20 protein-coding genes are annotated in these 21723 nt (G+C 61.3%); 8 read left to right on the top strand and 12 right to left on the bottom strand.

The features are described 5' to 3' along the window. Positions 1-49 precede the first annotated feature (49 nt). Positions 50-487: a hypothetical protein gene (locus tag K9B37_RS15595; protein ID WP_224314336.1), complete on the top strand. Its 438-nt coding sequence runs from the start codon at positions 50-52 to the stop codon at positions 485-487. Here the strand turns inward: K9B37_RS15595 and K9B37_RS15600 are convergent. After that, positions 484-1020, bottom strand: a complete 537-nt coding sequence (locus K9B37_RS15600; RefSeq protein WP_224314338.1) for a gamma-glutamylcyclotransferase — start codon at positions 1018-1020, stop codon at positions 484-486. The two genes, K9B37_RS15595 and K9B37_RS15600, sit on opposite strands and share 4 nt — an antisense overlap. Positions 1021-1190: 170 nt before the next feature. On the opposite strand from K9B37_RS15600, the gene K9B37_RS15605 reads away from it, so the two are divergent. Beyond that, positions 1191-2237 (top strand): DUF2125 domain-containing protein, encoded by a 1047-nt coding sequence (locus tag K9B37_RS15605; protein WP_224314340.1) that lies wholly within the window; start codon positions 1191-1193, stop codon positions 2235-2237. On the opposite strand, the gene K9B37_RS15610 is transcribed toward K9B37_RS15605, so the two are convergent. The 3 genes from K9B37_RS15610 to K9B37_RS15620 all read right to left on the bottom strand — a co-directional run bounded on the left by K9B37_RS15610 (position 2231) and on the right by K9B37_RS15620 (position 5227). Then, positions 2231-3178: a prephenate/arogenate dehydrogenase family protein gene (locus K9B37_RS15610; protein ID WP_224314342.1), complete on the bottom strand. Its 948-nt coding sequence runs from the start codon at positions 3176-3178 to the stop codon at positions 2231-2233. The genes K9B37_RS15605 and K9B37_RS15610 overlap by 7 nt on opposite strands. Continuing rightward, positions 3171-4274: a histidinol-phosphate transaminase gene (gene hisC / locus K9B37_RS15615; protein ID WP_224314344.1), complete on the bottom strand. Its 1104-nt coding sequence runs from the start codon at positions 4272-4274 to the stop codon at positions 3171-3173. The genes K9B37_RS15610 and hisC overlap by 8 nt, the downstream gene beginning before the upstream one ends. A gap of 119 nt (positions 4275-4393) precedes the next feature. After that, positions 4394-5227, bottom strand: coding sequence for a chorismate mutase (locus K9B37_RS15620; protein WP_224314346.1), 834 nt, complete (start codon positions 5225-5227; stop codon positions 4394-4396). Between the two features lie 178 nt (positions 5228-5405). On the opposite strand from K9B37_RS15620, the gene metX reads away from it, so the two are divergent. Further along, positions 5406-6575: a homoserine O-acetyltransferase MetX gene (gene metX, locus K9B37_RS15625; protein WP_224314348.1), complete on the top strand. Its 1170-nt coding sequence runs from the start codon at positions 5406-5408 to the stop codon at positions 6573-6575. Beyond that, entirely contained in the window at positions 6575-7225 is a 651-nt protein-coding gene (gene metW, locus K9B37_RS15630) for a methionine biosynthesis protein MetW (RefSeq protein ID WP_224314350.1), read from the top strand. The genes metX and metW overlap by 1 nt, the downstream gene beginning before the upstream one ends. Before the next feature lie 58 nt (positions 7226-7283). Here the strand turns inward: metW and K9B37_RS15635 are convergent, their stop codons facing one another. The 3 genes from K9B37_RS15635 to K9B37_RS15645 form a co-directional block, all read right to left on the bottom strand. Beyond that, complete coding sequence (locus tag K9B37_RS15635; protein ID WP_224314351.1) at positions 7284-7469, bottom strand: con-10 family general stress protein; 186 nt, start codon at positions 7467-7469, stop codon at positions 7284-7286. Positions 7470-7649: 180 nt separating this feature from the next. Beyond that, positions 7650-8582, bottom strand: a complete 933-nt coding sequence (gene xerD, locus K9B37_RS15640; protein WP_224314353.1) for a site-specific tyrosine recombinase XerD — start codon at positions 8580-8582, stop codon at positions 7650-7652. Continuing rightward, a complete protein-coding gene (locus K9B37_RS15645; RefSeq protein ID WP_224314355.1) occupies positions 8579-8725 on the bottom strand; it encodes a ubiquinol-cytochrome-c reductase complex assembly factor 3 in 147 nt (48 codons plus the stop codon). The genes xerD and K9B37_RS15645 overlap by 4 nt, the downstream gene beginning before the upstream one ends. Positions 8726-8842: 117 nt before the next feature. Between K9B37_RS15645 and K9B37_RS15650 the strand changes: the two genes are divergently transcribed. From K9B37_RS15650 to K9B37_RS15660, 3 genes are read left to right on the top strand one after another with little or no spacing between them, the layout of a single operon-like run. Beyond that, positions 8843-9469: a shikimate kinase gene (locus K9B37_RS15650; RefSeq protein ID WP_224314357.1), complete on the top strand. Its 627-nt coding sequence runs from the start codon at positions 8843-8845 to the stop codon at positions 9467-9469. Positions 9470-9486: 17 nt separating this feature from the next. Beyond that, the gene (aroB, locus tag K9B37_RS15655) at positions 9487-10608 is read left to right on the top strand and encodes a 3-dehydroquinate synthase (RefSeq protein ID WP_224314359.1); all 1122 of its coding nucleotides are present in this window, start codon (positions 9487-9489) and stop codon (positions 10606-10608) included. Between the two features lie 2 nt (positions 10609-10610). After that, entirely contained in the window at positions 10611-11939 is a 1329-nt protein-coding gene (locus K9B37_RS15660) for an HlyC/CorC family transporter (protein WP_224314361.1), read from the top strand. Positions 11940-11960: 21 nt separating this feature from the next. On the opposite strand, the gene K9B37_RS15665 is transcribed toward K9B37_RS15660, so the two are convergent. The 4 genes from K9B37_RS15665 to K9B37_RS15680 all read right to left on the bottom strand — a co-directional run bounded on the left by K9B37_RS15665 (position 11961) and on the right by K9B37_RS15680 (position 17334). After that, a complete protein-coding gene (locus K9B37_RS15665; protein WP_224314362.1) occupies positions 11961-13766 on the bottom strand; it encodes a glucan ABC transporter ATP-binding protein/ permease in 1806 nt (601 codons plus the stop codon). A gap of 131 nt (positions 13767-13897) precedes the next feature. Beyond that, positions 13898-14395, bottom strand: a complete 498-nt coding sequence (locus tag K9B37_RS15670) for a CAP domain-containing protein (RefSeq protein ID WP_224314364.1) — start codon at positions 14393-14395, stop codon at positions 13898-13900. Between the two features lie 5 nt (positions 14396-14400). Next, a complete protein-coding gene (locus tag K9B37_RS15675; RefSeq protein ID WP_224314366.1) occupies positions 14401-16905 on the bottom strand; it encodes a DUF3772 domain-containing protein in 2505 nt (834 codons plus the stop codon). Between the two features lie 141 nt (positions 16906-17046). After that, entirely contained in the window at positions 17047-17334 is a 288-nt protein-coding gene (locus tag K9B37_RS15680; RefSeq protein WP_224314367.1) for a hypothetical protein, read from the bottom strand. A 343-nt stretch (positions 17335-17677) separates the two neighbouring features. Between K9B37_RS15680 and K9B37_RS15685 the strand changes: the two genes are divergently transcribed. Further along, positions 17678-20428: a glycoside hydrolase family 2 protein gene (locus K9B37_RS15685; protein WP_224314369.1), complete on the top strand. Its 2751-nt coding sequence runs from the start codon at positions 17678-17680 to the stop codon at positions 20426-20428. 138 nt (positions 20429-20566) lie between these two features. Here the strand turns inward: K9B37_RS15685 and glf are convergent, their stop codons facing one another. Further along, entirely contained in the window at positions 20567-21721 is a 1155-nt protein-coding gene (glf, locus tag K9B37_RS15690) for a UDP-galactopyranose mutase (protein WP_224314371.1), read from the bottom strand. Positions 21722-21723 lie beyond the last annotated feature (2 nt).

Genomic DNA, 21723 nt, shown 5'->3' on the forward strand with positions numbered 1-21723 from the left:
TTTGATGGATTCTTGACGGCGCCGTTAACCGTTCTTATGTTAAGAACAAATGGCGAACAAAAGAACCATATCGTGGTCGATGGCGATGCGGGATCTTCGCAATGATCGTGCCCGGAGAGCAGGTGTGCGCGAGGAGCGTCTGAGGGCGACGGCCGGCCTGCGGTCGTCCGAGACCTTAAGCTCGTGGCGCGGACGCTCGGGTCGGCGCTATATCGTCGGTGTCCATCCGCTCGTCGAGGCAGAGGTTTTCGAAGTAACCATCGACGCGGTCATTCTGGCGGTGAAGCGTGACGAGGCAGGAACCGCCCATGTGATCGATATTGCCACAGCCAGTTCCTATCCCAGCGAGCAGGCCCGGGCGCGATGGATGGCGGATGTCCAGAACCGCGGCGCCAATGAGATGCACGTCCACCGCCTCGCCCATGATGATCAGGAACGCCTCGCCGTGATCGACGATCTGCGCCAGGACCAGGAGCTGGACTTCTAACCGAGGACCTCGGTGAGCCGCTGCAGCAGCGGATCCTGAACCCCCATCCCGACCAGATGCTCATAAGTGGAGCGGACGTAATCCGGATTTTGGCCGGAAATGCCCACACCATCGCGAACCAGATCCACGATCTCCTCGAAAGACAGCCGGCCCGCATATTGCTGGTGCTTGCGGTCGGCGATGTAGGCCAAAGCCTCTATCTTCCGTCCGTCATCCAGGCGAACGGGTAGTCGGCGCTCCAGATAGACCGCCGTCGCCTGTTCCCGCTCCCTCAGATAATGAATGGTCGCCTCGGCCTCCTCCGGCACGACCCGGAAGACGACCCCATGGCAGCGCCCCCCGCGATCGAGACCAAGGACAAGGCCCGGCTTCTCGGGCGTTCCTCGATGAACATGGGAGAAGACGCAGAGCGAACGATGATAGCCGTAGAGTTGCGCGTGGTGCCGTTCCACGAACGGGAAACCCGGCCGCCACATGAGCGAACCATATCCGAAGACCCACAAGCCGCTGGCGTCCTGCATTTCGTCCGACATGCCCGAACCTTGCCCGGATCGGGCATTAGGAAAGAAGCTTTCACGAGGGATCGGTTTTGCGTCCGGTCCCACTCTCCCTTATGGAAGCACCCGGATCGCCGGAATCGCCGATGCCCATGGCGGAATCCTGCGCTAGCAGCTCCCTGGAAGCGACACAATAGGAGACCCTCATGGGTGATGCCGCCACCGAGAATGTCCGCTCCAACCGCTTCTGGCTCTATACGCCTTTCGCACTCCTTCTTCTCGTGGCCGTTGCCTGGAGCATCGGGTGGTTCATCATCCGAAGCCGAACGACGGACTCCATCGATACCTGGTTCGGTCTCGAGGCCAAGGCTGGCCGGCAATGGACATGCCAGGACCGGACGGTCCAAGGCTTCCCCTTCCGAATCGAAGTGACGTGCGGGTCTTTGAATCTGACCCATGGAGCGATCACCGCCTCCTTCGGACGGGTCGAATCGGTCGCTCAGGTCTACCAGCCGCGATTCGTGATCACCGAGATCGAAGGTCCCCTGCGCCTGACGGACGGCACGAGCACCATCGAGGGCCGCTGGGATCTGCTTCAGACGAGCGTGCATGCCACCACGGCCGGTCTGCAACGGCTCTCTGCAGTCGCGAACAATCCCACCGTCACGGTCACCGGCCTGACGCCCGATCCGATCGTCGTCTCAAGCAGAGAAACCGAGTTCCACGTGCGCCCCGATCCATCGCGCAGCCAGGACAAGGCGTATGACGTCGCCTTGTCGCTGGACAAGGCGCAGATTCCGGCCCTGAACAACCTCCTCGGCAGCGCCGAGCCGACGGATCTGCAAGCCGACCTCACGATCACGCAGGCGGAGGGCTTCCGTGGCCGGCCGATCGCCGAGGAACTGGAGCGCTGGCGCAACGACGGGGGACGGCTTGCCGTCGAGATGCTGTCCCTGAACAAGGGTGCACGCCGGATCGAAGCCAAAGGCGAGTTGGGCATCGATGCGGACCATCGCCTTTCAGGCACGCTCAATGTTGCCGCATCCGGCCTCGACAGCCTGATTGGAGCACTGATGGGCAAGCGCCCCGTCGGAGCCTTGCTCGGCACGCTTTTCGGTCAGGGAACACGGCCCAATGCCGCCCCGGCGGACAAGCCCGCTCTCACGCCTTTGCCGCCCCTACGCTTCGAGAATGGCCTCCTGGCCCTCGGTCCCTTCGTGATTCCGAACGTCAAATTGCCAGCGATCTACTGACCGTCGCGCCGGCGTCCGAAATCGGGCTCCGGCGTTTCCTGGCCGACGGAGATGATGCCCCGGCGAATGGCCCGGGTGCGGGTAAACAGCTCGAAGAGCTTGTCGCCTTCCCCCCAGCGTATGGCGCGGGCGAGCAGCGCGATGTCCTCGTTGAGACGCCCGAGCATCTCCAGCACCGCCTCCCTGTTGTGGAGGAAGACGTCCCGCCACATGGTCGGGTCGGATGCGGCGATGCGGGTGAAATCGCGGAAGCCGCCCGCCGAGAACTTGATCACTTCCGACTGGGTGACGGTCTCCAGATCGGCCGCCGTGCCCACGATGTTGTAGGCGATGAGATGCGGCACGTGGCTCGTGATGGCGAGCACGAGATCATGGTGCTGGGCCGTCATGACCTCGACGTTCGAACCCATCGCGGACCAGAATTCCCGCACGCGTTCCACGGCCTCGTCCGGCGTGCCTTCCGGCGGCGTGAGGATGCACCAGCGATTGAAGAACAGCGTCGAGAATCCGGCATCGGGGCCGGAATGCTCCGTGCCGGCGACCGGATGCGCGGGAACGAAAAACACACCCTGAGGCAGATGCGGCTGGACCTGGGCGATCACCGAGGCCTTCACAGAGCCGACGTCCGATATGATCGCTCCCGGCTTGAGACTCTTCGAAATGGCGGCAGCCACTGCCCCGTAGGCGCCGACGGGCACACAGATGACAACCAGATCGGCATCCGCCACGCCGGCGGCTGCATCGGTCGTGGCCTCCTCGGCAAGCCCCAGCTCTTTCACGCGAGCGACGACACCTTCATCCTGATCGATGGCGACAATCGTGCCGGCGAGATTGAGATGGCGTACCGCACGGGCGATGGAGGAGCCGATCAGCCCGAGACCGACCAGAGCGACGCGACTAAAGAGTGGTTTTTCGCGGGGAGGACCGAGACGCTCAGGCATGGTCGCCCTTGCCCAGGAATTCGCGCAGGGTCGAAACGACCAGCCGGTTGGCTTCCTCGTCGCCGATGGTCAGCCGGAGAGCATGCGGCAGGCCATAGGCTTCGATCCGGCGCAGGATCAGCCCGCGGCTCGTCAGGAAAGCATCGGCGTCCTTGGCCGTCCGACCCTCTTCTTGCGGGAAATGGATCAGGAGGAAGTTGCCCACGCTTGGGGTCACCTTGAGGCCTAGGGCCTCGAGCTCGCGGGTCAGCCAGGCAAGCCACGTCTCATTGTGCTCGATGGCCTTCGCGATGTGTGCTTCGTCCTGAATCGCCGCAACGCCGGCTGCGATGGCCGGGCCGTTGACGTTGAACGGCCCGCGGATCCGGTTGACCGCATCGATGATATGGGCCGGCGCGACCATCCAGCCGATCCGGAGATTGGCGAGGCCGTAGATCTTCGAGAAGGTCCGGGTCATCACCACGTTCTCAGCCGTGGCGACGAGTTCGAGACCCGCCTCGTAGTCATTCCGGCGCACATATTCCGCATAGGCTGCGTCAAGCACCAGGACGACGTGCGACGGCAGTCCTGCATGGAGGCGCTTCACCTCGTCGAAGGGCAGATACGTGCCGGTCGGGTTGTTGGGGTTCGCCAGGAAGACGATCTTGGTCCGCGGCGTCACCTTGGCGAGGATCGCGTCCACATCGGCCCGATAATTCTTCTCCTCCGCCACGACCGGAACGCCGCCCGCCGCCAGGACGGCGATGCGATAGACCAGGAAGCCGTGCTCCGTGAAGAGCCCTTCATCGCCCGGCCCCACATAGGTGCTGGTGATGAGGGACAAGAGCTCGTCCGAACCGGAGCCGCAGATGATGCGATGGGGATCGAGCCCATACTTGGCGGCGATCGCCTCGCGCAGCTGGGTTGCCGTGCCGTCGGGATAATGCTCGAGGTGATCGAAGGTGCGCAGCGCCTCGATCGCCTTCGGCGAGGGCCCCAAGGGTGTCTCGTTGGAGGAGAGCTTGTGGATCTTCGCCACCCCCGCGGCCTTGCTCTTGCCGGGCACATAGGCGTCGATCTTCAGCACGCCGGGGCGGGGTTCGGGACGGGCGGACATAGATTACATCCTGAAAAGAAAACGGATTTCGGACTTGGCTCTAAAGCATCGGTGTCAAAAGTGGAAACCACTTTTCAACGCGGCCGATATGCTCTCGTAAGGGGAATGCCGCTTCTGGATCATTTCACTCGGAAACGTTCAGCATGGCTGCCCACTTCGACGAGCTGGGCAAGGCTTGCCCCCGCATCGGTGAGGGCCGTGTGAAGATGGGACGCTGCGATGGTCCCTGGCGCGGCGATCAGGACCGACAGGCCATAAGCGTCCGCTGCGCTCGCCACCGCCTCGCCGCCAAGGCCGGCCAAGGCGCCCGTGACGTCCTTGTGCCAGCGCTCGAACTGGGCCGCATAAAGCACCACGTCACGCACGGCCGCGTCGGTCAGGGGCTTCGAGATGACGAAGACCGGCGTACCTGCCGGATGATCGGGCCGTTCGATGAAGGGTAGCCGCGCGATGATCTTAGGCCGATCGTTGCCAGCCAGCGCGCGCCACCAGGCTCCGCTCGACGCTCCCTGGTCGATCCGGAAAATCCCGAGATCGCCGCGCCCCGACGCCACGGCCTCGATGACCGCTGCGGCGCTGGGATGGCTGACATAAGGCACTGTGAAGCCGAAATGGAACCGGGCCGAGTCCCGCATCGGGGCGTCTCCGGCCGAAATGTCCGCATGAACGGCATAAGGCGCCTGGACATAGGTGAAGGTGGCGATGATGACCCGCCAGATGCTTTCCACCGTATCGAGTGGCAGAAGTCCCTCGTGCCGCTCGGCCAGCGCCCGCATCATCGACGCCTCGCGGCCGGGCCGGAAGGCCGAACCGGACTCGGAGGTTTTCTTGACCGAGATCAGCCGATCGATGATCGCTCCACGCTCCATTAGGAGTCGATGCATGGCCTCGTCGATCCGGTCGATCTCCTGGCGCAGTTCTCCGAGCGTGGGGACAGGTCTTTCGCTGGACATGAAGTCAATCCTGAATGCAGGCGCCCTTCTTCGCAGTCCGCCGCCTCGCTGCCAAGCCTCAAAACGCACATGCCCCAAATCGCATGGCTGACTTGCCCTGAGGCTTCATGTTCGTTGACCTCGGCGCCTGTGCCCTTTACCGCTGTTCGACAGATCGAACGCTTCCGTTATGTCGAGTATGAGCAGCGCTTTCCAAACGCCCGAGTCACGAAGCCAAATCGACGATCCGTCGAGCCTGGTCGCACGGTTCGGCGCCGATGAGCCGCTGGCGCTCGATGCCGGCACGCCTCTCGGTCCCTGGCAGATCGCCTACCAAACCTACGGCACGCTCAATGCCGATCGCTCAAACGCCGTGCTCATCTGTCACGCCCTGACCGGCGATCAGCACGTCGCCAATGTCAGTCCCATCACCGGAAAGCCAGGCTGGTGGACGACCATGGTCGGTCCGGGACGGCCCGTCGATACGGACCGGTTCTTCGTGATCTGCACCAATGTGATCGGCGGCTGCATGGGAACGACCGGCCCGGCTTCGACCGATCCGCGGACGGGCCAGCCCTATGCTCTCGACTTTCCGGTCATCACCATTCGGGACATGGTGCGGGCGCAGGCCGCCCTGATCGACCGCCTCGGCATCGAAAGCCTGTTCTGCGTGATCGGCGGCTCCATGGGTGGGATGCAGGTTCTGCAATGGGCAGCGAGCTATCCCGAGAGAGTGTTCGCTGCGCTTCCGATTGCGGCGGCGGCCCGCCATTCCGCACAGAATATCGCCTTCCATGAAGTCGGCCGGCAGGCGGTGATGGCCGATCCCGACTGGCGCGGAGGCCGATATCTCATCGAGGGGACGAAACCGACCAAGGGCCTCGCCGTCGCCCGCATGGGTGCGCATATCACCTATCTGTCCGAGATGGCCTTGCACCGAAAATTCGGGCGCAACTATCAGGACCGGAGCGCCCCAACCTTCTCGTTCGACGCCGATTTCCAGATCGAGAGCTATCTGCGCTATCAGGGTCTCTCCTTCGTCGAGCGTTTCGACGCGAATTCCTATCTCTATGTGACCCGGGCGATGGACTACTTCGATCTCGCGGCGGAACATGAGGGAAGCCTCGCGCGCGCCTTCAAAGGGTCTGCGACACGCTTCTGCGTGATCTCCTTCACATCGGATTGGCTATTCCCGACATCCGATTCACGGGCCATTGTCCATGCGCTCAATGCGGCAGCAGCCTCGGTGGGCTTCGTCGAGATCGACAGCGACAAGGGCCACGACGCCTTCCTGCTCGACGAACCGGAGATGTTCGCCGCCGCGCGTGGCTTCATCGATGCAGCCGCCCGCGTCCGGGGGATCGCTTGATGCAGGTTTCCCATCCTTCGCACTCGGTTAACAATCCCGACGCGGCGCGCCTCGATTTCCTCCTCGTTGCCGACATGGTCGCACCGGGATCGCGGGTTCTCGACATCGGATGCGGCGACGGATCACTTCTGGCTCTCCTGCGCGACCGTAAGAACGTCGACGGGCGCGGAATCGAGATTTCCCGCGAGGGAGTGAACGCCTGCCTTGCGAAGGGCTTGCCGGTCATCCAGGGCGATGCGGACACGGATCTCGCCGACTATCCGGATGACGCTTTCGATTACGTCATTCTCTCCCAGACGATTCAGGCGACGCGCCAGCCCAAAGTCGTGCTGGAGCAGCTGCTTCGCATCGGGCGTCGCGCTATCGTGTCATTCCCGAACTTCGGTCATTGGCGCGTCCGGCTGGAACTCCTTTTGGGCGGCCGAATGCCGGTCACCGAGAACATGCCCTATACGTGGCACGACACGCCCAACATTCACTTCTGCACCATTCGTGACTTCGTGGAACTGTGCCGGGAAGTCGGCGCCCGGATGGACAAAGCCGCGGCGCTCGACGCGGGCGGCCACCCGGTCCGGGTTGTCCTGCCCTGGTGGATCTGGAATCTCCTCGGTGAGCAGGGCGTCTTCCTGCTCACGCGCGCAAAAGACTGAGAGGGCCGCCTTGCGGCAGCCCTCCCGATCGGAGCACAACGATAAAATTGGCTCTCAGCTAGCGATTGCCGCCATGTGAATGCTGACCGCCTTTGCGGCCTGCCTCGCTGGCGAGATCGCGGTCCTTCGAAAAGGAACGCTCTTCGGCAGGCACGCTCTCACCACCCTTCCGGGCGATTTCCTGCTGCCTTTCCTTGTCCATCGAAGCAAAGCCGCGGCTCGAAGATCCAGAGCGGTTAGCCATAGTAATATTCTCCATGATTGCTCATCGCGGACCTGTTCAACGCAGCGAATTACGCATGGTTCTAGCGTGTCGGTAAATTAATATTTATTTTAAACGATAGCCTTCACAAACTAAGCTATATAGCATTGTGTGAAAGTTCGATAGTTAGGCAAAAATACGACAAAATACTGTCGTTCTGCCTCAACTATCCTTTGTTGCAAGAGGATGCAAATCTCGCACCATGCTCTTGAGGCGCTCGTCCAGCACGTGTGTATAGATCTGCGTCGTCGAGATATCGGAGTGGCCAAGAAGCTCCTGCACAATACGGAGATCGGCTCCGTTCTGAAGCAAGTGGCTTGCGAAAGCATGTCGCAGAACGTGAGGACTGATCTTGTCGGCTCGAAGTCCGGCCGCTCCGGCCACTGCCTTCAGGTCGCGCGCAAAGGCCTGACGTGTCAGATGGCCGCTTTCGCTGTCCGCCGGGAAGAGCCAAGTCCCGCTCACGCCTCCCTTGGCTTCCAGAAGAGTCAGATAGGCGCGGCTTGCCTCGCGAGCCGCCTCGGTCAAGGGCACGAGACGCTCCTTGGCGCCCTTGCCGCGAACCACGAGGAACCGCTCGCGCGTTTTCGCCGCGGTGCGGGGGAGAGCGACCAACTCCGACACACGAAGGCCTGTTGCGTAGAGAAGTTCGAGCAGGCAGACCATGCGCGCCGCCCGGAGGCGCTCCACGGGAGGTGCCCCCTCCCGAGTGGCGGCTTCGTGTGCGATCTGCAGCAGCCGGTCCACTTGATCGACAGAGAGAACCTTCGGCAGAGCGCGCCCGCGCTTGGGAGCCGAAACGGCGGCGGTCGGGTCCTGGGGCGCGTAGCCTTCCACATAAAGAAACTTGTGAAACTGGCGGACGGCCGAGAGACGCCGGGCGGCGGAAGAGGCTTTTAAACCCCTTTCCTCAAGGCTCGCCATGAAGCCTCGAATCGTCGCTGCCGAGGCATTGTCAGGCTGGCTCCCGGCCTCGGCCAGATAGGCCAGATAATCGTCGAGGTCGCGCCGATAGGCCTCAAGCGTGTTCTTCGACGCCCCCCGCTCAGCAGCGAGCATGTCCAAGAACAGGCTGGCGTGGCGCGCGCCGCTCATGGAGAAGTCAGGCGATTGCTCGGAACAGGCACCGAAATCTCCCGAGACTCAGGCTCGACGAGGGTCGCCAGGGCATAGACAACTGCGAAACCGATCCCGAGAAGGATGGCAACGACGACAAGGAACCGGAATAAGGTCGGCACGGGACTCTCTTCAGGGTTTCTACGCTACAACCACGCACGCGGCCTAAAGGCAAGCCTTTCGAAAGGTAAGCATATCCGTCCTGTGACAGGGCGGAGGCCTCGTGCTAGGACAAGGCTATGAACACGATCAGCCGCTTCAACGCGCTTGATGAGGCAGGCGGGCAGGACACCAGAAGCCAGACAGGCCATCCTCTTACCCGTCAGCTTGGCACGCGCTCCCTTGTGCTCGTCGGCCTTATGGGCGCCGGGAAAAGTACCGTGGGCCGTCGCCTCGCCCAGAAACTCGGCTTGCCCTTTCGTGATGCGGATCACGAGATCGAAGCCGCCGCGGGTATGACCATTACCGACATCTTCGCCATTCACGGGGAGCATCATTTCCGGGACGGGGAACGGCGCGTCATTGCCCGGCTTCTGCAGGAGGGACCGATGGTGCTGGCTACTGGCGGCGGCGCCTTCATGAACCCGGAGACCCGCACCGCCATCGCGGCCGCCGGCATTTCCGTCTGGTTGAAGGCTGACCTCGACGTGCTGATGCGCCGAGTTCGCAAACGCGCGACACGCCCCCTCCTCAAGAATCCGGACCCTGAAGGCACCATGCGTAACCTGATGGACGTGCGATATCCCGTTTATTCCACTGCGGACGTAACGGTGTATTCCCATGAAGCGCCTCACGATCGGGTCGTGGCCGATGTCATCCAGGCCCTCAACGATTGGTTCGACGGACAAGGGAGTTCGCAGCAGTGAATGGCGTAGTGGCACGGATGCCAGAAGCACCGGTGATCACGGTTCCGGTTCCTCTCGGCGACAGGGCCTATGATATTTTCGTTGGGAGGGGCCTTCTTGCGGGAGCAGGGCCGCGCATTGCCGCGCTCGGCGCGCGGGCAGCCATCATCATCACCGATGAGAATGTCGGGCCGCTCTATGCCGATGCCCTGGCAGAGGCTCTCCAACGGCAGGGGCTGCGTGCCACCACGTTCGCCGTGACGCCTGGCGAGGCCACCAAGTCCTACGCTTCCCTTGAAAAGGTCTGCGATGCCGTTCTGGCGGCGAAAATCGAGCGCGGCGATCTTGTCGTCGCGCTTGGCGGCGGCGTGGTCGGGGATCTCGCCGGCTTTGCCGCTGCGGTCGTGCGTCGAGGTGTGCGTTTCGTCCAAGTGCCCACGACCCTCCTGGCCCAGGTCGATTCCTCCGTCGGCGGCAAGACCGGCATCAACTCCCGCTACGGCAAGAACCTCGTCGGCGCATTCCATCAGCCGAGTCTGGTCCTCGCGGATACGGCACTGCTCGACACCCTTCCCATTCGGGAAATGCGTGCCGGCTATGCGGAGGTCGTGAAATACGGACTCATCGACGATGCCCGGTTCTTCGACTGGTGCGAGGCGAACTGGCGCGGCGTCTTTTCTGGCGGCCTCGAGCGAGACGAGGCTGTGGCCCAGAGCTGCCGCGCAAAAGCAGCCGTCGTGGTTCGGGATGAACGGGAGGACGGGGATCGCGCTCTTCTCAATCTCGGCCATACCTTCGGCCATGCGCTGGAGCGCATCACCCGCTACGACTCCGCAAGGCTCGTCCACGGGGAAGGCGTGGCGATTGGCCTGTGCCTGGCTTTCCGTTTCTCGGTCAGCCTTGGATTGTGCCCGGCAGCGGACGCCGAGCGGGTCGAGGCGCACCTTGCCGCAACTGGACTTCCGACCCGCCTGAGCCATGTCCCGGGAGGCTGCGGTTCGGTCGATGACCTGCTCGATGCCATGGCGCAGGACAAGAAGGTGAAAGGAGGCGCCCTCACCTTCATTCTGGCGCGCGGCATCGGTCAGAGTTTCATCGCTCCCGGAATCGCAGTCGAGAAAGTGCGATCATTCCTGGCGAGTGAAACCGGCGAAGCGTAACCATGATCGAGGATTCCTCCAGCGAGCTCTGGGTCGCGGCCCTGGTCGTGATCCTGTGTCTTCTGCTCTCCGCCTTCTTCTCGGCGGGCGAGACCGCTTTTACCGGCGCGTCGAAAGCCCGGATGTTGTTTCTGGAGAAAGGCGGCGACAGGCGCGCCATCCTGGTGAACCGTCTGCTCCAGATGCGTGAGCGTTTCATCGGCACGGTCCTGATCGGCAACAACATCGTCAATATCGGTGTATCGGCCTTCGCCACGAGCGTCCTCGTCGCGATTTTCGGCGATGGCGGGGCGCTCTATGCCACCGTGATCATGTCGGTCCTCGTGATCGTCTTTGCCGAGGTTATGCCGAAGACCATCGCGATTTCCTCCCCCGACAAAGTCTCCCTGGCCCTGTCGGGCCCCATGTCGTGGGTGGTCGCGTTCATCGGGCCTCTGGCGATTGCCATCGAACGGCTCGTACGGCTCATGCTGAAGCCTTTCGGGATTCATATCGGAGCCAACACACCGATCCTCTCCGCCAGCGAAGAGATGCGTGGCCAGCTCGACCTTCTGCACAAGGAAGGGAATGTCGCGAAGGTGGAACGGGACATGATGGGCGGGCTTCTCGATCTCGAGGAGCTGAGCGTCTCGGAGGTCATGGTCCATCGCACCAAGATGCGCACCATCAATGTGGACCTGTCGTCGGAAGAGATCGTTCGCGAGGTGCTGTCTTCGCCCTACACGCGAATGCCTCTCTGGCGCGGTAGCCAGGAAAACATCATCGGCGTCCTGCATGCGAAGGATCTGCTGCGTGCTCTCGATGCCGTCGGTGGTGATGCGGGCCGGCTCGAGGTAGAAAGCATTGCGCTGGAAAGCTGGTTCGTACCCGATACCACCTCGCTTCGCGACCAGCTCAAGGCCTTCCTCACCAAGAAAACTCACTTCGCTCTCGTAGTCGACGAGTACGGCGAGGTCATGGGTCTCGTGACCCTGGAAGATATCCTCGAGGAGATCGTCGGCGACATCAAGGACGAGCATGATCTCTCTGTGCAGGGGGTACGCCCACAGCCGAACGGCTCAGTAAACGTGGACGGCTCGGTGCCGATCCGCGATCTCAACCGAGTCATGGACTGGAACCTGCCGGATGAGGAGGCGACGACCATCGCCGGTCTCGTGATTCATGAAGCGCAGGCCATCCCCGATACCGGCCAGATCTTCACCTTCCACGGGTTCCGTTTCCAGGTCCTACGCAAGTCGCGCAATCGGATCACGGCCCTTCGCATCACGCCATTGGCTGTTCTCAGAAAGGCGGATGAAGCTTCACCCAGTGCCCGCAGGACACCAGCCTGAAGGCTCCGCCATGCGCGGAATCTATTGGGCAGGCATCGCCAGCGGATCCGGCTCCGCTTGCGGCACGGGTGTTTCGCTCGCCATGAACTGGGCCTTGGCGAGATCCGCAAAACGGCCGCCCTTTGCCACAAGATCGTCAAACGTGCCGGACTCGATGATCCGGCCCTGGTCGAAGACCAGGATGCGATCGGCGTTGCGGATCGTGGCGAGCCGATGGGCGATCACGAAGGTCGTGCGGCCCTTCATGACTTCCTCGAGCGCCAATTGCAGCTTCCGCTCGGTGGCCGCATCCAGCGCGCTCGTCGCCTCGTCGAGAATCAGGATGGGCGGATTCTTCAGCAGGGCCCGTGCGATCGAAAGGCGCTGACGCTCGCCGCCTGAGAGGGAACGCCCCCGTTCGCCGATCAGCGTATCGAGCCCAGCCGCCTGGCGCGAGATAAACTCGATGGCCTGCGCACGCTCCAGAGCCTCGACCATTTCCGCATCCGTCGCATCCGGTCGTCCGACCTGCAAATTCTCCCGGATCGAACGGGCGAACAGCATCGGCTCCTGGAAGACCACTCCGATATTGCGCCGAAGCGACGCCAAGCTGAGATCACGAATATCGTCGCCGTCGATGCGGATGGACCCGGATTGCGGATCGAATGCCCGGTGCAGAAGTCCGAGCGTGGTCGATTTGCCGGAGCCCGTCGCTCCTACGAGAGCCACCGTCTCGCCAGGTTGAACGGTGAAGGTGACATCCTGGATGGCAGGACGCTTGCCATCATAGGAGAAGCTCACGTTCTCGAAGCCCACCTGTCCCTTGAAGCGCTGCACATATTTGGCGTTTGGGCGATCATGGACGACCGGCGCCGTATCCAGGATCTCGAAGAATTCACGCATCTTCGGCGCCTGCATGAAGAGCTGGTTCACGAAGCTCACCGCCTGCTCCAGTCGCGCAATCAGCATGGTGGCGATGCTCATGAACATCACCACTTCACCGATGGTCGCAAGCCCGTTCAGGTGAAGAGCGGTTCCCACCAAGAACACCGCGGTCACTGTAATTGTCGCAGATGCACGCGATGCGACGGAAGCAACTGCCCACCAGGAGAGAACCGGGTTTTGCGCCTGAAGTAGCTGGCCGATAATGGCACGAAGCGAGCCGGCCTCCGCTTCCACCCGAGTGAAGGACTGGATTACCGGCACATTGCCGAGTGCATCGGACGCGTGTTCCGCCAAGCTCGAATGATAGCGCTCGACGGTGCCCTGAAGGCTCTCCGTCTTGCGCAGCACGATGGTCGTCACAATGGCAAAGACGACCATGAGGCCCACGAGGAGCAGTCCTAGCCGCCAGTTGAGAAAGACGGTGAGAGGCAGAAGGATGACGAGCGCGACCAGAGCGGCGAAATGCTCCCGGAAAAATCCGAGCCAAAGCCAGGCCATCCCGTTCGAGCCCTCCAGCATCACCTTCAAGACCCGACCAGAATGAGTCGAGGTGTGGAAGGCCAGAGGCAGTTCGAGCACATGTTCGAAATAATTGGCGATCACCGCCAGGCGCCGGCGATGGGAGAGCCGGTCGGCATGGAGCGCAACGAGAACCCCGGCGCCGATCGAAAAGAAGCCGAAGGCCACCCAGGCTGCGATCAGGGGCATGAGGTTAGAGAATGTGATCGGCGCGGCGCCAGCTGCCTGGGCTCGGGTTAGGACGTCGATAATGCGGCCGAACAGGATCGGCTCGGCAAAGGCCGAAATGGCAAGAGCAACGTTGGCCAAAGCCAGCATCGCTCCGATCCGGAGATCTGAGCCAAGCTGTCCGAGAACACGGATATAGAGACGGATCAGCCACATGCGCGCTTACCCGCTCCGTCCGCGAAAAGCTCAAACCCCATTGCCATCACCTCCTCCGCCGAGGGCAAGCTTCATAAACCGAAGCTTGTAACAATCAACGGCCAAGCCGTGACTTTGTTCGGAACGGATGATCAGCGTTTGTCGGCGGCGACGACGAGGGCCCAGTAGACCTTGTATTTGGAGGACGGTGTATAGGCGGTCGCGATTCCGATGCGGGACGCCTGAGGATCGGTGAGAACACGATCATGCTGAGGGCTCTCCCGCCAGCCGGAAAAGGCCTCGGCCAGAGTATGATATCCGGCGGAAAGGTTCGCACCCGGTGCCCTGAAGCCGGCGGCGGCAAGGCGGGCCTTGAAAGCGTCCGCGGAGCTGGGTTTGTCCGCAGCGGCCATGGCCCGGGCTTCCGCCTCCGCAGCAGCCTGCAGATCGGGATCAACGGTCAGTGGACCGAGGCCCTTGTTGCGTCGATAGGCGCTGATCATGTCACGCGCCATGGCGGCATCAACGACCGCATCGGCCTTCGCCATGGATGCGTAGAAGCTGGGCGTCTGGTTGCGGGCAACGGGCGGCGTGCTCTGGCATGCCGCAAGCGTGATTGCTGCGAGGCTGAAGAGGAGCGGCTGTTTCATGAGGCTTACTTATCCTTGAGAAGGGTTAAGCCTTCGTCTTCCTCCTGGGCCGTCGGGGGCTTGGCCTCGGGCTCTTCTTCCTTAGGTGCCGGCGGTGGCGTGGCGGGAGTGCCGATCCCTTCCGCACGCAGCTTCCGATAGATATCGAAATACAGGTCGCTTGAGACACGGCCCGCCGAATCGATATCGTCGACGAAACAGATCAGGTCGAAATCGATCGTATTCTCGGTGACTTTCTTGAAGAGCACACGGGGGGCGGGCTCGCTCATGATCTCGCGATGCGCCAGTGCGCTCTGGCGCATGATCTCCGCCACCTTGTCAGGGTCGGACGCTCGCGGAACGGGAAGCGAGACGAGAACGCGGCCGATGCGATCGTTGCGGACCCGGTTGCGCACGATCCCGGAGATCAGATTGGAATTCGGCACGATGAGCGTCGAGCGGTCGAAGGTCTGGATTTCCGTGGAACGCACGTTGATCCGACGCACATAACCCTCGCCATCGCCGACCACGACGAGATCGCCGACGCGGATGGGACGCTCCCAAAGCAGGATCAGGCCAGAGATGAAGTTATTGACGATCGACTGAAGACCGAAACCGATACCGACCGAGAGCGCACCGGCAACGATCGTCACCCGCTCCAGGCTCAAGCCGAGATACGTGAAGGCAAGGACACCGGCCGAGATGATGCCCACATATCCGGCGGCCGTGCGGATCGAGTTCCGCAGTCCCGCATCGAGATCCGTCGCCGGCAGGAACGTGTTGTCGAGCCAGCGCTGGATGATACGGGTGATCGTAAAACCGAGCGTGAACAGCAGCGCCGCGATGAGAATCGAGGAGAGGGAAATCGTGACGTCCCCGACGCTGAAGCCGAAGAAGACCGCGCGAAGCGATCCCATCACATCCGTCGATTCGATGCCCCAGGGCGCCAGCGCCAGCAGCAGGGCGATGATGATCAGGGCAAGGCGCGCGCCGCCACTGACCAGAACGCCGATCTGCTCCAGAGACCGGCGGCGCAGGCCCGTATTGGCCTGAAGCATTGTGGAGACGCGACTCTGGTTTCGGAAAGTGTTGCTGATGAACTCATCCGCCAGCGCAATGAACAAGCTCAAAAGCGCGATAAGCACCGAAATCCAGACCGCCTGATCGACCATGAAGGAGGCAAGCGCCACATAGCCGCCGAGGACACTGCCGACCACGATGGCAACGACGATCCATCCGACCGTCCGCAAGGGGCCGCCAACGGACACGTCCGGAGCCACATAAGGCCCGAGGCAGGCCTCGTCGTGGTTAGCACCGGTTGCGAAGCGGCGTAGCAGCTCCGCGAAGATAAGAGCGGATGCCAACGCGAAGACCGCTCGCGTGATGACGGTGATGGGAAGAGCGGCAGCAATGGCCTGATTGAAGGAGTCGAGGACCTTGCCGACCACCATCACTGTTGCAAGGGCCACGCCGAAGCTCATGATCCGCCCGGCAGAGGTCTCCGTAATAGGAACCAGGCGCCAAGAACCGTGGTTCGGCGCGACAATTGAGTCGATCAGCGCTCGTATGAAGGCGATGAAGGCGATGCCGCGAAGGATCGCCGCGACGACCTGCTCCAGGCGAGGGGGAAAGAGATCGACGGCATCGAAGGCGATCCAGAAAATCCAGCTCCCGGCAATCGCCGGAACCGTTCCCAAACACAGAACGGCGAAGGCAGCGAGTAACCGGCTTCTCCTGGCGGGATCCAGAACGGAGGGGTCACGGCGGACGAGACGCGGCGCGATCGATCGACGGCCCGCATAAAGTGCGATGGCGACGCCTAGGGATAGGCCCATGAGCAGGAGGACGCCAAGCGTCGCGTGACGCTGAATTTGCCCGATCGTATCGCCAAAAGTGATCCTCTGTGCTCGCAGTTCACGCGGGATCGCCTGAATCACGTTCATCCACAGATCAAGGCTGAGGATGCTATCGCTTTTCTCGAAGAGGGCGCGTGTGAATCCTGCACGCCGAAGATCGCTGATCTGGGCGCTGAGCTGTTCGGCTTGCACGAGAAGCGCCCGGCCCAGCCGCTGCGTCTCGTCAAGCTCGGCCACGGCAGCCTCCCGCTCGCTGCGGTCGCGCATGGCATCAGAGCTCTCTTCGGGTTCGCCCTCCTTCGGCTTCGGCCCCAATTGTGCCAACCGGGCCTTGCTGGCCTCCAGCTTCGGCGCCTGCTCCGCGATGACCGCGCGAATGCTCTCGATGATCGGGTCGATCTGCTGCCGCAGGTTCTGAAGCTCAGAGTCCGATTGGGCACGGCCCTGGATCGCTAATTCTTTCTGATCGAGATCAGCCTTGAAAGTATCGAGCTTGGCGCGAGCCGCCTTAGTATCGGTCGACGGAGCCGGTGGCGGGGCTGGCGTGGCGACCGGCGATTGCGCCTGGGCGGTAGCAGAAGGCGGGGATTTCTGGGCCTGAGCCAGGCAGGTGGTTGTCACACCGAACGCCAGCATGGCAGCCAGAAGCAGCCGCCCTCTTCCGATTTTTCTCATTCGACTTCGCCCCGTCGCAACACATTGAAGGCTGGTTATGCGAATCATTAAGGCGAAAAGTCGCCGCCCGAGAAGGCTTTGGCAAGAATGGCCGGGAGCTGTGAATAATCCCCGCTCCCGGTATCGGCCAGAATATGGACCCTACTTGGAAGGCGTCGTACCGGTCGCGGAAGGTTCAGCCGGCGCCGGGTAGGCAGGATTGGCGGGAGATGTCCGATCGGTGGGATTGGACGCCGTACCCGAGGGAGACCCGGTCACGGCGGCCCGAGATGCATCCTGGTTGGGATTGTTGGGGGACGTCATGCCGACCCAGATGAGATAGCCGCCCATTGCAATGCCACAGAGAAGAAGAGCTCCTATCAGCACGCCAAGCACGGGACGGCCCGGGGGCCCTTGCCGAGCACGATCATCAGGGACAATTCTAGCCATTATGAGCCTCATTGATGTGAGAGGACGCTGGAAGCCGGGCGCCAAGGCTCGACTGTGGGAGGGCAACGCGACGTGGGAAAGGCGGTTCCTCTTGGCGTAACCTGTCGAGGGCTATTAGGACTCATGCAAACGATTGCCCGGGATCCAACATGAGGGTCAGGCAGTTGACGGAGACGGACCAGGGCATTGCGTCGAAATGGGGCCACGGACGAAAATAAGGGACAGGGCGGTCCTTCGGACGAGGCGCGGCGCTGCCGATGTCAAAAGGTCCACTTCCCATCGTTTCAGTCATGTTTTCGCCGCTTTGAATGTCCTTGGGTAAGTGCTGATTCAAGGAGTTGTCATGCACGACAATCGCATCAGCTTGGACGGGAACTGGGAATTTTTGCACGTCGCCGACGACCGCATGCCCGGTCCGGCGGAAGTACGCGAAATCGAGGTTCCCAGTCCATGGCAGGCTCAGTTTCACGACCTTCGGATGCGCGCCGGTATCGGGATCTATCGCAGGACGATCGAGATCCCGGAAGAATGGCTTCACGATAGTATCTGGCTGCGTTTCGGCGCGATCTTTCACAACTCGCGTGTGTTTGTGAATGGCGAGCTGGTTGGTGCCAATGAAGGGGGTTTCCTGCCCTTCTCTTTTGACGTGACCTCTCGTCTCAAGCCTGGCCCCAACGAAATCAAGGTACGGGTCGACTCACCCACGGATAATCCGGCGGAGTTTCCGGACTCGCCTTTTGCGGAAATCCCGTTCGGCAAGCAGAGCTGGTACGGCCCGCTTTCGGGTATCTGGCAATCGGTCGTTCTGGAGCGCCGCATTCCGGATCACATGACACGAATCCGCCTCGTCCCGAAAAGGGAAACCGGCCAAGTCACCTCCGGTGTCTTCTTCGCTCGCCCGCTTACGGATACGGTCGCAATCCGGATCGAGGTGCGGGATCCTCAAGGTACAGCCGTTTTTGACGAGACCCATGAGACACAGGTTGGCGTGACCAGCATGCCCTTCGTCTTCGTGGTAGAGGATGTCAAATCCTGGTCACCTGACGAGCCGAACCTCTATACGATCCGCCTGACCATGATCCGCGATGACCTGGTGAAGGACGAGATCAGCGATCATTTCGGATTCCGCACTATCGAAGCTCGGAACGGCAAGTTCTATCTGAATGGCGAACCGCTCTATCTGCGCGCGGCTCTCGATCAGGACTACTATCCCGGTACGATTTGCACCGTTCCGTCCGTTGAATTCCTCGAGGACCAGTTCCGCAAAGCGAAGGAGCTCGGCCTCAACTGCCTGCGCTGTCACATCAAGGCGGCAGACCCGCGCTATTACGAGGTGGCGGACCGGATGGGCCTGCTAATCTGGACGGAACTGCCAAACGGCGGCATGTCGACCGACCGCTCGCGAGGGCGCAAGGAAAAGCTCCTGAAGGGCATCGTCGACCGGGATAGCAATCATCCATCGATCATCATCTGGACGATCATCAACGAAAACTGGGGCGTTGATCTCGTCAACGATTCCGATCACCGTGATTGGCTGAAGCGAACCTTCGCCTGGCTGAAGGCCTATGATCCGACACGCCTCGTGGTTGACAACTCACCCTTGGCGCCCAGCTTCCATGTGGAATCGGATATCGCAGACTATCATTTCTATGCGGCCGTGCCTGACCATCGTGATGAGTGGGACAAGTTCGTGGACGAACTCGCCAGCCGCGCATCCTGGCTTTATTCACCGCACGGCGACGCCGTGATTACCGGGCGCGAACCGCTCATGTGTTCCGAATTCGGCAACTGGGGCTTGCCCTATCCGAAGGACTTGCGAGATGCCAAAGGCGAGGAGCCCTGGTGGTTCGAGACGGGGCATGACTGGGGCGAAGGCGTCATGTATGCCCATGGCGTCGAAAATCGCTTCGCCGATTGGAGTCTCGACCGTGTCTTCGGCGATCTCCGTCGCTTCGTCATAGCGGCGCAATGGCAGCAGTTCCGCGCACTGAAATACGAGATCGAGGCGATGCGCCGCAAGCCCAGCCTCGCCGGCTACGTGATTACCGAGCTGCATGACTGCCACTGGGAGTCCAACGGGCTTCTCGACATGCGGCGTAACCCCCGCGTTTTTCACGAGCTGTTCCACATCATCAACGCCGACACGGTCATTGTTCCCAAATGGGAGCGCGTCTCATATTGGGCGGGGGAAACCGCGAACCTGCAGCTATCCCTGGCCCATGGAGCCGGCCCCGTTCTCGAGGATTGCCAGCTTGAAATTCGTCTAGGCGACGAGATGAGGCGGCTGTCAATTCCACGTCTCGAGGCTCCAGCAGTCCTTGATCTCGGTTCTGTGGAGCTACCTGTTCCCGATCTTTCCGAGCCGGAACTGCGCCGCATCGCGTTTGAGTTGCGAACCTCGGACGGTCGCATCGTTGCTCAAAATCACATCGATCTTGCAGTTCACCCCAGGCGCGAGAAGCCGGCGCAGGCAAGGCAATTGGTCTGGTCGCCCCATGAGGATCTGCGTGCGCGCTTCAAAGAGATGGGCTATGTGGCAGCTCGTGGCCTTGAGGATGCAACGCTCATCGTGTCGCGCATTCACGACAAGGCCATTGCCGACCATGTTCGACAGGGCGCGAGTCTGCTGCTTCTGCCGGAAAGCGAAATCAGTCTGTATCCGTTCTTCCCGCACTGGCAGAACGTCCAGGTCAAACCGCGAAGCGGTACCCTCTGGAGCGGCGACTGGGCCTCTTCCTTTTCCTGGCTGCGCCGCGCAGGTCATTTCGCGCGCTTTCCGAGCGGCCCGCTTCTCGACGAGACCATGGATCGGGTCATTCCTGATCACGTGATCTCCGGCTGCAACCTGCTAGATTTCCAGGCCCGCGTCTTCGCAGGTCTCGTGGTAGGCTGGATTCACAAGCCGGTGTCACTTGGAGTCGAGAGGTCTTACGGACGAGGACGCATCGTTGCCTCCACCTTCCGTCTGTTCCGCGACGAGCCCATGGCAGACCCAACGGCGACGGTTCTGCTTGACAGCTTGGTCGAACTCGCTATCGAATCGCGTGCCGCACGTCTGGAAGAGGCCGTCCGTGCAGCAGAAGCCGCGGCCTGAGAGGTCGCGGCTTATCTGGCCATGTATTAATGCGGGTCGCTGCGCGCAGTCTTGCATGCAGTATCTCTGCCTGCGAGCGCGGACATCCTGCCAATTCCCGAGAAACGCCTACGCACCCGACGCTTACATCATGAGAAGCTATGAAGCCAGTGCAGCGGACGATGGCATGAGGCGTGCCGTCGTAGTATCGGTCTCGGCTGGCAACGTTTCATTGATGCGCCGGAAAGTCGCCAGAGCCTGACCGACAATCTGATCCATGTTGTAGTACCGATATGTCGCAAGCCTGCCGACAAACCAGACATCAGGAGTTGTCAGAGCAAGGCGCTCATACTTCTTAAAGAGCTCCTGATTTTCCGCCTTCGGAATCGGATAATACGGGTCTCCTTGAGCCGAAGGATATTCATAGGTGAGCGCGGTTCGCGCATGCACCTGCCCCGTGAGATACTTGTATTCGGTGATCCGCGTGTAATCATTCGTCTGCGGATAGTTCACCACGGCGACCGGTTGATGCCAGGGCTGGTCCAAAGTGACATGCCTGAACCGCAGCGAGCGGTAGGGCAACTTGCCGAACCTGAATCCAAAATACTCGTCGATCGGCCCTGTATAGATGATCCGTCGATGCGGGATGATATTCTTGACATCGTCGTAATCGGTCTGGGTCATGATGTGAATATTGGGGTGGTCCAACATCCTTTTAAACATGGACGTGTAACCATGCTTCGGCATGAACTGGAACTCGTCACCGAAGTAACGATCGTCCTGGTTCGTTCGCGTCGGCACGCGGGATGTGACGGATTTGTCCAGCTCGGAAGGATCGAGACCCCATTGCTTACGGGTGTAGCCTCGAAAGAATTTCTCATAGAGCTCGCGCCCGACAGCCGAGACAACGACATCTTCTGATGTTTTGATTTCAGGAACCCGCTCGGCACGCTGCGAAAACCATTCCTGAAGCTCTTCAGATGTAAGTTTCAGCCCATAGAGCTTGTTTACAGTGTCGAGGTTGATCGGAATCGGCACGAGCGTGCCATCCACCTCCGCAAGCACACGATGTTCGTAGAATCGCCACTCGGTGAATCGGGAGAGATAATCGAATATCTGCTTGGAATTCGTATGGAAGATATGCGGACCATATTGATGAATGAGGAGGCCATCCTCATTGTAATGGTCATAAGCGTTGCCACCGATATGATTCCTTCGGTCGATGAGAAGGATGCGTTCATTGCGTTGGCTGGCAAGTCGTTCGGCAAGAACGCTTCCTGCGAAGCCAGCACCGACAATCAGCCAATCATACATGC

The sequence above is a fragment of the Microvirga puerhi genome, assembly GCF_020089865.1.
In the GTDB taxonomy this organism is placed as follows: Bacteria; Pseudomonadota; Alphaproteobacteria; order Rhizobiales; family Beijerinckiaceae; genus Microvirga; species Microvirga puerhi.